This is a genomic window from Fusibacter ferrireducens, from assembly GCF_015352425.1.
GTDB classification, from domain to species: domain Bacteria; phylum Bacillota; class Clostridia; order Peptostreptococcales; family Acidaminobacteraceae; genus Fusibacter_A; species Fusibacter_A ferrireducens.
Genome location: NZ_JADKNH010000002.1, coordinates 47,553 through 61,025, shown reverse-complemented (window position 1 = coordinate 61,025; position 13,473 = coordinate 47,553). Strand labels below are relative to the sequence as shown.

Here is a 13,473-nt window from a genome sequence, read left to right as displayed (position 1 = left end):
TAATAAAAAAGAGGTGGGAATGAGCTCCAAATAGCTCTCTCATCTCTTTTTTATAAGGTTATTTTGCCGAATCACAGAGAAAATTTGATTTCATCAAGGTGCTGAATAATTGTTGGGCATGGGTTTTGGCGTGTTTTTTTAAGAATTCAACAAATAATTCGGTAACAGCATTGGTTGGCGTCTTATTGCATACCAAGACATTCATTAATAGATAATTGGTGTTGTCGGGTGTAAAAAAAGGATAAAAATACAAAGATTTGTAATGGGAGATATGAATGATTGGCAACATGGACCAACCTAAATCCTGAGAAATTAGAGACATAATAGCTTCGGAGGAATCTACATTTACAATGGGACCATCGAAGATCCTGGAAAATTTATTCTCCCACCAATTTTTAAGAAAATCTATATTGGTGTAGTTATTGGCAATAAAATTGGTTTCATTGAGCTTTGAAAAGTCATTAATGGGTTTTTGGGATATAATGCCATAGGGTTCTTCAAATAAAATATCATTTTGCGTATATATTGTTGGGTCGGTGGTTCGTATAAGAGATAAATCAATGTTGTTCTCTTTTAATTTTTCTACGGTGGCATAGCGGCTTGCTATTGTAAAGAGATTGATCACGATATTTGGGTAGATATTTTTGAATTCTCTAATGAGTGGGGCTAAAAAATACTTAGCAAATGTTGTTCCCACACAGACATTGATATTGCCGCTAATGGAATCATTATCTGTATTCAGTTCTAGTCTTAGTGCCTCATAGGCCTTTAAGAACTTTTGTGAGAACTCATGGATTTGTGTACCTGCTTTTGTAAACGTTATCCCATTTGGATGTCGATTGATCAGCTTTATAGAAAATTCCTGCTCTAATCTCTTGATTCTCAGGGTAATGGCGGGTTGTGTCAAATATAAGTTTTCGGATGTTTTTGAAATGCATTTGGTTGTATAAAGGTTTTCGATGATTGATAAATCTTTTAAATCCATAAGTTATCCTCTCGTCCTACATCATGTTTATTCGAGATATTAATTTTATTTATATCTAGTTATAACTATTGCAAATTAGCGATGTGATCAGTTCTATAATATAATCTCACTAAGTAGAGAATTTTCTGTAAATTCTATGTATTAATAAAATATCACACGTGGTGTGTTTTGTCGATACATAGAAAATAACTTATATGGGAAGGTAAGTGGATGACTGGAAAGCACTATACAAATTTCAGAGATGATCAAATTATGAATTCAATTAGGAGAAATGTTGAGGATTTTTTGAAAACGGCAAGTAGCAGTAGCTTTGGCATTAATGAAATGAAAAGACAAATGAAAAAAGATATTCATCTATTATCGGCATCGCGCTATCGAGAGATCAAAGAGTTGTCTAGGAAGGCTAAAATTGAGCTGAAGGCACTATTGTGTTATAATCTCTACCATTCTGCTTTTTTTAGCGATGGTTGCACAATATTCTTTTCTTTAGGAGAAGCCAGCAAAAACGGAAACACTTTGTTTGGAAAAAATAGCGACAATCAAGGACGGAGTGGACTCGTTGGAGATGGGTATGTGGAAAATCGTCAAATTCATGTGGTGATGTACTCAGAAAATAGAGATGGAAGCCATGTTGTGGGTGTTTCTGCAGCAGGACTTTCAGGTGTGAAAATGGCACTTAATAGTCACGGTGTAGCTGGGAGCACAAACTATGGCAACACGGTATTTTCAAAAGAAAGCAGGGAAGAAACTGGGCATGTTTTTCCTTCTGACAGAGAAATGATTGTCAGAGAGGCATTAGAATATCCAACCGCACTTTTAGCGGCTCATCATGCAACAAAACTCCTAATGCAAATGCCAATGGCCACTGACGGGATGGTAACTTTTGCGGATTCAAGGGAAGCTTATGTGGTAGAGGGATCTAAAAAAATAATTTCCATTACAAAAGTTGAAAGTGGCACGGATTCTCGATCCAATATGTTCATTACTTTGGATAAGCTAAATGTTAAAAATGATACGTCCAGTTACTGTCGATATCATCGAACTCAAGATATTTTAAACGAGATTAGTGGCAATGTAACGGTTGAAGATATGAAGAAGATATCAATGGATCACTATTATGGTCCAGGCACAAATGGCATTTGCAGGCATACAGAAGGTTTGAACAGTTCTACGCTCTCTGCGGCCATTATGGAAATTGATAAGCAAGACCCATTGGAGTCAAAAATTCATATAGCACTGGGAAAACCTTGCAATGCTTGGAGGCATGAGGATGGTCATGTGACGATTTCAATGAGGGACAAAGTATCAGACATACCAAAAGCATTTTTAAGCGGTGAAGCATTTAAAAAATATTTTATGGCCGATCCACTATAAAAATAGGGGAAAAACAATGTAACTAAAAAGAAACAACAATATGTTGGGAGGGAACAAAATGAGTAATTTTATTAAAAGAAAACGTTTATTTTTGATCATTTGCAGTATGACAATTATGGTACTGATGAGTGGGTGCGGCAGCAAAGAGGCTGAAACCAGTCAGGGAGATGCACAGTCTAGCTCAACAGGTACAACGTCAGAAGCAGCAGCACCTACAGAAAATACAAAGTACAAAGAAGAGGTTGTTATTAATACGGGAGCACAAGTAACCACTCTAGATGTACAAGAAGTCAGCAATGTCGCTCATAATAGAGTATTTAAACTCACACATGATACTCTAGTAGATCTAGATATTGACACGGGTAAAATCGTTCCTAAATTGGCGAAGGAATGGGAATGGTTATCTCCAACAGAATTACAGTTAAAATTAAGAAATGATGTGTTTTTTCATAATGGCGAAGAATTGAAAGCAAGTGATGTTGTCTTTACTTTTAAACGGGCAGAAAATGGAAAGGCTTCAACAGGGAGAGTTTCAAATTTTGTTGACGTGGTTGCAGTAGATGACTTTACCGTTAAAATAACACTCAATAAACCTTTTGTGGATCTATTAGACAATATGACAATTCCAGTTTATTCAATACTTTCTGAAAAAGCGCTTATCGATGATCCAAATATGGGATATACAGTGGGTACAGGCGTTTGGAAGCTAAATGAGTTTGTTTCGAATGATTATGTGTCATTTGATCGTTTCGATAAGTACTGGGGTGAGCTTACACCAACTCAAAAGCTCAAAGTGAAATATGTGCCTGAATCTTCCGTATCAGTGATTTCATTAGAAAATGGTGAAGCGGATTTATGTACAGATCTAACAAGTAGTGATGCTGTATTTGTAGAAAAAAATAAGGATTTAAGCTTAGTAGAAATTGACGGCACAACTTGCCAGTTCTTTGGATTTAACGCAAGTAAGGCACCGTGGGACAATAAATTGCTTCGACAAGCAGTTGCACATGCAATTGTCAAAGAAGATATTATTACTGCAACAGAAAATGGTTATGGCAAACTGGCAACAACATTTTGGGGTAACTCACAATTTGGTTACTATGATGGTTTTGGAGACTATGAATACGATCTTGATGAGGCAAAACGATTACTTGCAGAAGCAGGATATCCAAATGGCCTTGATCTTGAAATAACAGTTCCTACCGGATACAGAGTAACAACTGCAGAATTGCTTCAAGCTCAGTTGAGTCAAATCGGCATTAATGTAACGATTAATGAAGTTGACAGTGCAGCATTGACCAGCATTACCAACGATGGTACTCATGAATCCTTTGTATATGGACTCGGATTCAATACAGCGGGTGATGATATTAGAAGAGCTTATAGCCCGAAGAGTACGACAAATCGATCTCATTATGCCAATGATCGAGTTATTGAACTGATTGATTTAGCAGTAGCTGAGTTTGATACAGACAAACGGTTAGCGGACTATAAAGAAATACAAGAAATCGCTCATGATGAAATACCAGTTATTCCATTATACTATCAGACTCTATTTTTCGGAACAAATAAAAATTTGGGTGGCGTAACATGGAATAGCACTTCAAATACAGACTTTTCAGGGATTTATGTAATAGAAAAATAGAATGGCAAGAGGGGGTTGAAATGGTTTTCTTAATCCGAAGAAGATTAATAACATACCTATTTCTACGCCCTCTTTTTTTATGAATTTGGATCGAAGCGGGAGGGAAATATGCTAAGGTACATTTTAAGAAGAATATTTTTAATGATATTCGTAGTTTTAGGAGTCTCGTTTGTCGTATTTTTTGTTATAAATCTGGCACCGGGAGATGTACTTTCAAAGATTGCACCAGAAGATGCTACTTTGGAAGAAGTAGAAGCGTTGCGTGTAGAATTGGGACTTGACCGGCCCATCATGTTTCGCTACTTGGATTATATGAAAGGCTTTGTAAAAGGGGACCTTGGAAAGTCATATATAACTGGAGATGATGTATTTAAAACCTATATGGCAAAATTACCAGCTACATTAAAATTGGCATTTGCTTCTATATTTGTCTCGATTCTCATTTCAATTCCCCTGGGTATTATGGCAGCAAAAAATAGAGGTTCATGGAAAGATAACGTCAGTATGGTTGCAGCACTCTTAGGTTTGTCAATGCCAAATTTTTGGCTTGGATTATTGCTCATATTGCTATTTTCATTAAAACTGGGATGGTTTCCAACAGGTGGTGCAATAGGGTTTAAAAGTTTGATATTGCCAGCTATAACAGTGGGAACTGGCTTAGCCGCGTTGCTGACGAGAACTGTTAGGTCCTCCATGTTAGAGGTGATTAGGCAAGATTATTTGAGAACAGCAAGAGCAAAAGGCGTTAAGGAAAAGATTGTCATCAACAAACATGCTTTTAAAAATGCTTTAATACCGACCATTACCATTGCTGGAACACAATTAACTCGAGTTTTGGGAGGTGCGGTAATAACAGAGACTATTTTTGCATGGCCAGGTGTTGGAAGGCTGATCTTGGATGCGGTATATTCAAGGGACGTTACTATGATTACAGGTTGTATTATACTCAAATCAATTACAATCAGTATCATATTGCTCATTGTTGATTTACTTTATGCAGCGGTTGATCCGAGAATAAGAGCACAGTTTGCAAAAGGAGGTAAATAATGGATAATCATAGATCAAAGCATAAATCCATTAGAACAGAAAAAGAGACGAGCCGTCAGCATCGAAATGAACTTTGGTATAGATTTAAGAAGAATAAGGGTGCGATGTTAGGCTTGTTTATCATTGTATTTCTAGTGCTGGTGGCATTATCAGCAGATTTTTTATTAGATTATAAGACGGATGTCATTGGTCAAAATTTAAAAGAACGATTGCAATCTCCTAGTCTGACTCATTTATTTGGAACAGATGAATTAGGCAGAGATCTCTTTTTTAGAGTTATTTATGGGGCGAGATTTTCTATATCGATAGGTGTTATTTCTGTTTCCATCGGACTTATTACAGGCACATTTTTTGGTGCAATAGCCGGTTATTTTGGCGGCTATATTGAAGAAGTTATCATGCGTATTACAGACATTATGAGTGCTATACCCAGCATATTGTTAGCCATTGCCATTGTAACTGCCCTTGGCGCGTCAACTTTAAACTTGATGATAGCGGTTGGGGTTGCCAGTATACCTGAATTTGTGAGAATCACTCGCGCTTCAGTTTTGATGGTTCGCAATCAGGAGTTTATTGAAGCGGCAAGAGCACTGGGCGTCAAAGAATGGAAAATCATTATTTCTCATGTGTTGCCTAATGCATTGGCACCAATTATTGTACAAACAACACTTACCACAGGTTCTTCAATTATTTCTGCTTCAGGACTGAGTTTTTTAGGTCTTGGTGTTCCAGCACCCGCACCTGAATGGGGAAGTTTGCTTTCGGCAGGCAGAAAGTTTATACGGGGATATGCTTACCTCACTCTATTTCCAGGGATGGCTATAATGTTTACTGTACTTGCTTTTAATTTAATGGGTGATGGTCTGAGGGATGTTTTAGATCCTAAACTTAAACAGTAAGGAGATTCGCATGAGTAAAGAAAATTTGATTTTAGAGATAGAAAATTTAGTGGTTAATTATGAATTGGAAGCAGAAACTGTTAGAGCTGTGAATGGGATTAGCCTATCTCTTGAAAAAGGGAAAATTGTAGGTTTGGTAGGCGAAACAGGTGCAGGGAAAACGACAACGGCATTGAGTATTTTAAAATTAATTCCAGATCCGCCTGGAATTATAAAAAATGGTAATATATCGGTAGATGGACAAGATATTATTCATGCTTCAATTGAAGAGATGGAGGTTATAAGGGGAAAAGATGTTTCTATGATTTTTCAGGATCCTATGACCAGCTTAAATCCAGTATTTACAGTGGGTGATCAGATTGCAGAGAGTATAGAAATACATGAGAAGATTTCCAGAAACGAAGCATTTAAACGTGCTGGTGAAATGTTGGAAATGGTTGGAATTCCAGCATCTCGAGCAACGGAATATCCTCATCAATTCAGTGGCGGCATGAAACAGCGTGTGGTTATTGCCATCGCTTTAGCTTGTAATCCTAAATTGATTATTGCCGATGAGCCGACAACCGCCCTTGATGTAACCATTCAAGCGCAAGTCCTTTCATTAATAAAAGATTTAATAGAAAAAAATAATGCATCCATGCTATTGATCACTCATGATTTGGGCATTGTCGCTGAAATTTGCGATGAAGTAGCAGTTATGTATGCTGGAAGAATTGTGGAAAAGGGAACACTGGAAGATATTTTTAATAATACAAAGCATCCTTATACAGAGGGCTTATTCAATTCACTGCCTAACATTGACGATAGAAATGCCATATTAAAGCCTATAAAAGGTTTAATGCCCGATCCTACTAATCTTCCAAGAGGCTGTTCATTTGCACCAAGATGTGATTATTGTACAGATATATGTGAAATACAGCCTGAAAATAGAATGATAAGTCATACGCATTCTGTGGCGTGTTCAGCTTATGAAAATCCAGAGTTTTCAATTGTTAGGGGGTCAAAATGAAAGACATTATACTGGAGGTAAAAAATTTAAAAAAATATTTTAAGACACCTAAAGGGATGTTACAAGCCGTTGATGATATCAGTTTTTCGCTTGAAAGAGGCAAAACACTCGGTGTCGTCGGTGAAAGCGGTTGTGGTAAATCCACAACAGGTAGGACCGTGTTGCGATTAGTAGAGCCAACTTCTGGTGAAATATATTTTGAGGGCGAAAATATTGCGGCGCTGAGCAAGAAAGCATTAATGAAAAAAAGGAAAGATATACAAATGATTTTTCAAGATCCTTTTTCTTCGCTAGACCCTCGAAAAACAGTCAAGAATATTATTGCCGAAGCCATTGTTGAAAATAAAATGTTGAAAGATAAAACGGCAATTGAGAAAAGAGTATTGCATTTAATGGAAACCGTTGGCTTAGCAGAACGTCTTATTAACGCATATCCTCATGAGCTAGATGGTGGACGTCGCCAAAGAGTTGGCATAGCCAGAGCATTGGCGGTGGAGCCAAAACTGATCGTATGCGATGAACCTGTTTCTGCACTAGATGTCTCAATCCAAGCACAAATATTGAACCTTTTAAAAAAATTACAAAAGGAGATGGATTTAACGTACATTTTTATAACACATGATCTCTCGGTTGTAAATTATTTTTCTGATGATATTGCTGTGATGTATTTGGGACAGATTGTGGAGAAGGCACCGTCAGAAGCGTTATTCGACAACCCGAGACATCCTTACACTCAAGCTTTGTTATCAGCAATACCAGTCCCTGTTATTGGCAAGAAAAAAGATCGGATTATTTTAAAGGGGGAAATATCTTCTCCGATTAATTTAAAGGATGAATGTCGATTTGCAAGTAGATGTATCTACGCAGATGAAAAATGCAAATCCAAATCGCCTGTCCTAACAGAAATTTCACCAAATCATTTTGTATCTTGTTATAAGCCTTTGAACTTTTAGACCGTTAAACTTGTAAACTGTTAAATCTTCTAGAATAGGAGGTTCGGAGTGATGAATATGGAAAAAATACATGCGTATTTAGAAAGTAATAAAGAGGAATTCTTAGAAATATTTAAAAGACTTGTAAGACAACCTAGTGTGAGTAAAAATTATGTAGATATATGTGAATGTGCAAAAACATTAAAAGATATAATGGATGAATTGGGAATAAAAGGCGAAATTTGCAAAAAAAGAGGAAACCCAGTTGTACTTGGAGAAGTAAGATCTAAAAATGTAAATGCTAAGACAATTTTATTTTATGGTCACTATGATGTCCAGCCTGTGGATCCAATAGACTTATGGCATACGCTGCCTTTTGAACCCTCTATAAGAAATGAAAGATTATATGGACGAGGTTCCGCTGATAACAAAGGACAGCTTCTCACTCATCTCTTTGCAGTTAAAGCATATCTTCAGTTATATGGGGATATTCCTGTTCATGTTAAATTTATTTTTGAAGGGGAAGAAGAAATAGGCAGTCCCTATCTATTGGATTTTATTAAAGCAAATAGAGACAAATTAAAAAGTGATATTGTCTATATTTCTGATGGTCCAATGGATTCAGAGGACATTAATAAAGCTCTATTTGGGTCAAGAGGCATCATCAGTATGGAACTCAATATTGAGACAGCTCTATACGACAATCATTCGGGCAGCAAAGGTGGTGTTATAAAAAATGCGGCTTGGGAAATGGTGAAATTGCTTCAATCCATGGTGAATGAACATGGAGAAGTTTTAATAGACGGGTTCTATGAAAATGTACGTGCACGAACAGACCATGATTTAGAGCTTATTGAAAAATTAAATTTTGAACCAACTATAATCGCGAAAGCTTTTGGTGTTGAGAAGATTGAGATGACAAAAGAAGCCTTTTATACAAACTTGATGTACAGACCGACACTTACAATTAATGGGATTTGTAGTGGTTATACAGAAGAGGGCAGCAAAAGCGTTATTCCTAAAGCGGCAACTGCAAAGATTGAAGTTAGGTTGGTCTGTGATCAAAGCACGAATGAAATCTTTCAAAAAGTTGAACGTCATGTTAAAAAAGTAAATTCAAATGCAACTATTTCAATGTTGGGACGTGGAATGGAACCTTCAAGATCCAATGCGGACAGCCCTATTGTAAAGCAAATCATGAAGGCGGTCAGTGCTTTTTCACCGCAAGAACCCACCCTTGTGCCTTCTTCTGGTGCCAGTCTGCCCAATTATATTTGGGCAAGCGTTATGGAGACGCCATTTATTATTGTGCCTTATGGTAATATAGATGAACACAATCATTCGCCAAATGAAAATATGAAAATTAGCCTATTTGATAGGGGCATGCACATTTCTGCTCAAGCGATTCACAATATTAGCACAATTTTGTAGGCAAGTGAAATAGGGGTGTGTTGAAAATTGAGTTGCTAAAAGTGTTTGAAATAGTCATAAGCAATGATTAGACAGCATAATAGAGATAAAAAAGAGAATGTATCTAAATCGTTTTGATTTTTGGGTATGTTCTTTTTTTGCATATCTAATCTATAGAGAAATTATTAACACTTTTTGTTGTATGCGGATAAAATCTTCAAAATAAGCTAATAAGCATAATGGCTTTTAAGCATTGAAATCAGTTTTAAACTAGATTCTGATAGCTCACTGAAGTTATTATAGACGATTGATGCAGTCCATATAAAATTCTGTTCTTTTTCAAGATGATAATAGTTGACTTTGGTTTCATCAATGTAGTGTTTGGGCAATAAAGTGACACCCATTCCAGATAGAGCAATATTTTTCATAGTCTCAATATTGCTAGAACCAAGATTAACTTTTGGTTTAAGTCCGACCTTTTTAAAAATAATATCATTGATCGTTCTAATTCTTTGGCCTTGAATGCCCAGATTAAAGGTGGCGTCTTTTGCATCCAATAAGTTAAAGTACATTTTGCCATCTTCGTGCTCATAAGCATACTTATTGAGATGATTGCTTGGACTCATAATAAGGACAAATTCATCTTTGAAAAAAGGCGTATACTCTAATTTATCATTTTTAAGCGGCAAAGGCAGTATGGCAATGTCTATGATTTCATTTTCGATCATTTCTTCAAGCTTAGTGGAAGTTGCCTCATGGATGCTCACTTTGATATCACTGTATTGTTTACAGAAATCACTAATGATGCCAGGCATCAGCAAGTTACCTAAATGATATGGCATTCCAAGATCCAACGTGTTTGTTTTTGCGTTTACCAGTTTTTCAAAGTCAGATTTCATATGATTGATGGATTGAATAATTTCTTTGCTATAGTGTATAAAAATTTCACCTTCCGTTGTAATCGTCACAACGCCTTTATCTCTATTAAAAATTTTAATATTAAAATGGGTTTCAATTTTTTTTATAGACTGACTGAGTGAGGGTTGAGAAATAAATAGTTTTTCAGCAGCACGGGTAAAATTTTTTTCTTCTGAAACAGTGATGACATATTCAAATTCTCTAATATGCATAATAAGCTCCATTCTATAATCGATAATGCAAAATTGATGGTAAAAAATCATTTGTTATTTCGTTGATAAAAGAATTTTTGGAAAAGATTATTTATTCTTTTGCTCTTTTGCTTTTTCTTAGTATAAGTGATGTACATTATTTTTTCTAGATGTATTTAATAATTCTTGTCCATCTAAGTGACAAGACGTCATGAAAAACAGGTGAAAAAATATTGTAATTCACGTTAAAAAAGCTTTAACGGGCTCATTTTCAATAAAACTGAAAATGAGCATGATAAGATTTACCTATTGGTCAATTTATATTACGTATTGGATACATAATGAGTTAATTGTTACAATAAATTTATTAAATTAGGAGGTAACATCATTGGACAGAGAAAAAACGGTTTCCCAAACAATTGCTGAGTATGCTCTTAACATGACAATAAGAGATGTGCCGATAGAAGTGATTCAACATGCAAAATTACTTTTACTGGATACTTTTGGTGTTGCTATGGCTTGTCAAAAGATGGATCATGCAAATGCGATCAAAAAAGCAGTAGTTGACATGGGATCTTCTGAGCAGTGCACTTTGTGGGGAACCGATAAAAAGGTTCAGTTGGCAGATGCGATTCTTTACAATGCTTGTCTAATTCATGGAGACGATTATGATGATACTCATGTTGCCAGTATTGTTCATCCAAGTGCATCGGTTGTGAGCACTGCAATGGCAGTTGGTGAATATGTAGGCGCAACAGGGCAAGAAATTTTAGAGGCAATCATAATGGGTTGGGAAGTGATTATCAGATTGGGATTGGCCGCAAAAGGCCGTTTTCATGATGCTGGGTATCATGCGACTGGAATCGTATCTCCGTTTGCCTGCGTTTGTGTGGCAAGTAAACTCATGGGCTATTCCAAATCCGTTGTGGTAAATGCTTTGGGGATTTGTGGGAGTCAATCGGCAGCGATTCAAGAATTTTTAAATGATGGCACAGGAACAAAAAAAATGCATCCAGGTTGGGGTGGCCATTCAGCTATTTATGCAATTGCAATGGCGAAAGCGGGATTCACTGGACCAAAGGAAGTCTTTGAAGGCAGATATGGGATGTGGCAAACGCATTTTGGTGTCAGAGATGGCTTTAAAGAAGCCCTTGATGATTTTGGAAAAGTTTATCACACAAAAGATATTACTTTTAAGATGTATCCAGTCTGTCATATGACACATTCCTTTATAGATTGCATCATCAAATTAAAAAAAGAGAATTATCTCATTGAAAGTGAAGTTAAAGAAATCGAATGTAGAATAGAGCCGAGATGTTTTCATATTGTTTGTGAACCTCAAGAAGCCAAAAAACGTCCGGTCAGCGAGTATATGATGAAATTCAGTTTGCCGTATGTGGCGGCGATTGCATTTATCAAAGAGCGTGTAAGTCCATGGGAAATTGATGAAAAACTTGCCGCTTCAAATGAAGTTACTGGCATGATCGATAGAGTAGTTTGTCATTCCGATGAGACTAAAAGTAATCCAGGATATTTCCCAGGATATGTTAAAATCACGACTTACGCTGGAAAAGTCTATGAAAAAACTCAACTGACGGAATTGGGCACAAAAGAAAACCCAATTGAATTCGAACAAGTTGTAAAAAAATTTGAAGATAATTTAAGTGTTTTTTATGGAGATGACCAGATAAAAGAATTAACGAATGCGATTCGAAATATAGATAACAGCAAGAATAATTCGGAGATCATTTCATTATTAAAACCAGAATGGAAATAAAAGGAGAGCATTATGGGTCAAACACTTGTTGAAAAAATATTGAGTAAAAAAATGGGAAGAGATGTAAAAGCAGGAGAAACGATTATAGTAGATGTTGATTTTGCGGCTTTACATGACGGATCGGGTCCGCTGCTTGTGAGACTGATGAACGAGCGAGGTTATCAAGAGGAACCCCTTTTTAATAACGAGAGTATCCTGTTTGCAAATGAGTTTGGGCCTGCACCAACAAAGGAAATTGCGAATGAGCATTCATTGTGCAGAGCATTTGCTCATAAACATAATTGTCATTGGGAAGAAGGCGGAACAGGTCATGTTCATGCACATGTTTACGAAGAGTACCTAAAGTGCGGTTCTGTTTGTATCGTTGGAGATTCTCATACGACAGTACATGGTGCACTTGGCGCTTTTGCAACCGGTTGTGGATCAACAGATATGGTTGCAGTGACTAAGCTTGGAAAAACATGGCTTAAAGTACCAGAGACTTTTAGAATAAATGTTACTGGAAAGTTGCCAGAGTACGTTTCATCTAAAGATATCATGTTGCATTTAGCAAGTATTATAAAGTCCGATCAAGCCATTTATAAGTCGCTGGAATTTAGAGGAGACACAATTAGCTCTTTAAGTGTAGATGCAAGGCTTACAATTACAAGTATGGGCGTTGATGTCGGTGCAAAAGCAGCCATCATGGAAACAGATGAAAATACGCGTGAATTTTTAAAAAGCTTTGGCAGAGAAGAAGATTATGTAGAAATCAAAGGTGACGATGATGCTAATTTTGAACGTGTGATCGATATCGATGCAACTCAGCTGGTGCCACTTGTTTCAAAACCACACAATGTTGAAAATGTAGACACTGCAAGAAACTGTAATGATCAAAAAGTCAATATGGTGTTTATTGGAAGTTGTACAAATGGGAGAGCAGAGGATTTTAGGATTGCTGCCAAAATATTAAAAGGTAAAAAAATTGCAAAAGGGTTGAAATTATTAGTAATTCCGAACTCGACACATGTTTATAAAGAATGTCTTAAAGATGGCACATTCTTGACATTAGCAGAAGCAGGTGCAATGATTGAAGCGCCAAACTGTGGACCATGTATGGGCGTACATCAAGGGATTCCAGCAGATGGCGATGTTGTATTGGCAACACAAAACAGAAACTTTAAGGGCAGAATGGGTAATCCAAATAGCAGTATCTATTTATCTGGACCGGCAGTTGCTGCTGCCACAGCATTAACAGGCTATATTACCGATCCAAGGGATTTATAAAAGAGTAGGAGCGCTGAGAA

The 13,473-nt window shown here is 36.6% G+C and carries 11 protein-coding genes; 9 read left to right on the top strand and 2 right to left on the bottom strand.

The genetic code is table 11. The features are described 5' to 3' along the window. Window positions 1–58: 58 nt before the first annotated feature. Complete coding sequence (locus tag ISU02_RS03315) at window positions 59–985, bottom strand: LysR family transcriptional regulator (protein ID WP_194700371.1); 927 nt, start codon at window positions 983–985, stop codon at window positions 59–61. A 210-nt stretch (window positions 986–1,195) separates the two neighbouring features. Here ISU02_RS03315 and ISU02_RS03310 point away from each other — a divergent pair, with 210 nt between their 5' ends. From ISU02_RS03310 to ISU02_RS03280, 7 genes are all read left to right on the top strand, one after another. Continuing rightward, window positions 1,196–2,359: a C45 family autoproteolytic acyltransferase/hydolase gene (locus ISU02_RS03310; protein ID WP_194700370.1), complete on the top strand. Its 1,164-nt coding sequence runs from the start codon at window positions 1,196–1,198 to the stop codon at window positions 2,357–2,359. 58 nt (window positions 2,360–2,417) lie between these two features. After that, window positions 2,418–4,004, top strand: a complete 1,587-nt coding sequence (locus ISU02_RS03305; RefSeq protein ID WP_194700369.1) for an ABC transporter substrate-binding protein — start codon at window positions 2,418–2,420, stop codon at window positions 4,002–4,004. A gap of 108 nt (window positions 4,005–4,112) precedes the next feature. After that, window positions 4,113–5,051, top strand: coding sequence for an ABC transporter permease (locus ISU02_RS03300; protein WP_194700368.1), 939 nt, complete (start codon window positions 4,113–4,115; stop codon window positions 5,049–5,051). Further along, a complete protein-coding gene (locus tag ISU02_RS03295) occupies window positions 5,051–5,950 on the top strand; it encodes an ABC transporter permease (RefSeq protein ID WP_194700367.1) in 900 nt (299 codons plus the stop codon). The genes ISU02_RS03300 and ISU02_RS03295 overlap by 1 nt, the downstream gene beginning before the upstream one ends. A gap of 10 nt (window positions 5,951–5,960) precedes the next feature. After that, on the top strand, window positions 5,961–6,959 hold the full coding sequence (locus ISU02_RS03290) for an ABC transporter ATP-binding protein (RefSeq protein WP_194700366.1): 999 nt from the start codon (window positions 5,961–5,963) through the stop codon (window positions 6,957–6,959). Continuing rightward, the gene (locus ISU02_RS03285) at window positions 6,956–7,912 is read left to right on the top strand and encodes an ABC transporter ATP-binding protein (RefSeq protein ID WP_194700365.1); all 957 of its coding nucleotides are present in this window, start codon (window positions 6,956–6,958) and stop codon (window positions 7,910–7,912) included. The genes ISU02_RS03290 and ISU02_RS03285 overlap by 4 nt, the downstream gene beginning before the upstream one ends. Before the next feature lie 51 nt (window positions 7,913–7,963). After that, on the top strand, window positions 7,964–9,322 hold the full coding sequence (locus ISU02_RS03280; RefSeq protein ID WP_194700364.1) for a M20/M25/M40 family metallo-hydrolase: 1,359 nt from the start codon (window positions 7,964–7,966) through the stop codon (window positions 9,320–9,322). A 206-nt stretch (window positions 9,323–9,528) separates the two neighbouring features. Here ISU02_RS03280 and ISU02_RS03275 read toward each other — a convergent pair whose 3' ends face one another. Beyond that, window positions 9,529–10,431, bottom strand: coding sequence for a LysR family transcriptional regulator (locus tag ISU02_RS03275; protein ID WP_194700363.1), 903 nt, complete (start codon window positions 10,429–10,431; stop codon window positions 9,529–9,531). Window positions 10,432–10,798: 367 nt separating this feature from the next. Here ISU02_RS03275 and ISU02_RS03270 point away from each other — a divergent pair, with 367 nt between their 5' ends. Next, a complete protein-coding gene (locus ISU02_RS03270) occupies window positions 10,799–12,187 on the top strand; it encodes an MmgE/PrpD family protein (RefSeq protein ID WP_207736166.1) in 1,389 nt (462 codons plus the stop codon). Window positions 12,188–12,199: 12 nt separating this feature from the next. After that, window positions 12,200–13,453, top strand: coding sequence for an aconitase/3-isopropylmalate dehydratase large subunit family protein (locus ISU02_RS03265; protein WP_194700362.1), 1,254 nt, complete (start codon window positions 12,200–12,202; stop codon window positions 13,451–13,453). The last annotated feature ends 20 nt before the right edge of the window (window positions 13,454–13,473 follow it).

Coding starts and splice junctions, on each gene's coding strand:
- ISU02_RS03315 (WP_194700371.1), bottom strand. CDS start 985: ATGGATTTAAAAGATTTATCAATCATCGAAAACCTTTATACAACCAAA.
- ISU02_RS03310 (WP_194700370.1), top strand. CDS start 1,196: ATGACTGGAAAGCACTATACAAATTTCAGAGATGATCAAATTATGAAT.
- ISU02_RS03305 (WP_194700369.1), top strand. CDS start 2,418: ATGAGTAATTTTATTAAAAGAAAACGTTTATTTTTGATCATTTGCAGT.
- ISU02_RS03300 (WP_194700368.1), top strand. CDS start 4,113: ATGCTAAGGTACATTTTAAGAAGAATATTTTTAATGATATTCGTAGTT.
- ISU02_RS03295 (WP_194700367.1), top strand. CDS start 5,051: ATGGATAATCATAGATCAAAGCATAAATCCATTAGAACAGAAAAAGAG.
- ISU02_RS03290 (WP_194700366.1), top strand. CDS start 5,961: ATGAGTAAAGAAAATTTGATTTTAGAGATAGAAAATTTAGTGGTTAAT.
- ISU02_RS03285 (WP_194700365.1), top strand. CDS start 6,956: ATGAAAGACATTATACTGGAGGTAAAAAATTTAAAAAAATATTTTAAG.
- ISU02_RS03280 (WP_194700364.1), top strand. CDS start 7,964: ATGAATATGGAAAAAATACATGCGTATTTAGAAAGTAATAAAGAGGAA.
- ISU02_RS03275 (WP_194700363.1), bottom strand. CDS start 10,431: ATGCATATTAGAGAATTTGAATATGTCATCACTGTTTCAGAAGAAAAA.
- ISU02_RS03265 (WP_194700362.1), top strand. CDS start 12,200: ATGGGTCAAACACTTGTTGAAAAAATATTGAGTAAAAAAATGGGAAGA.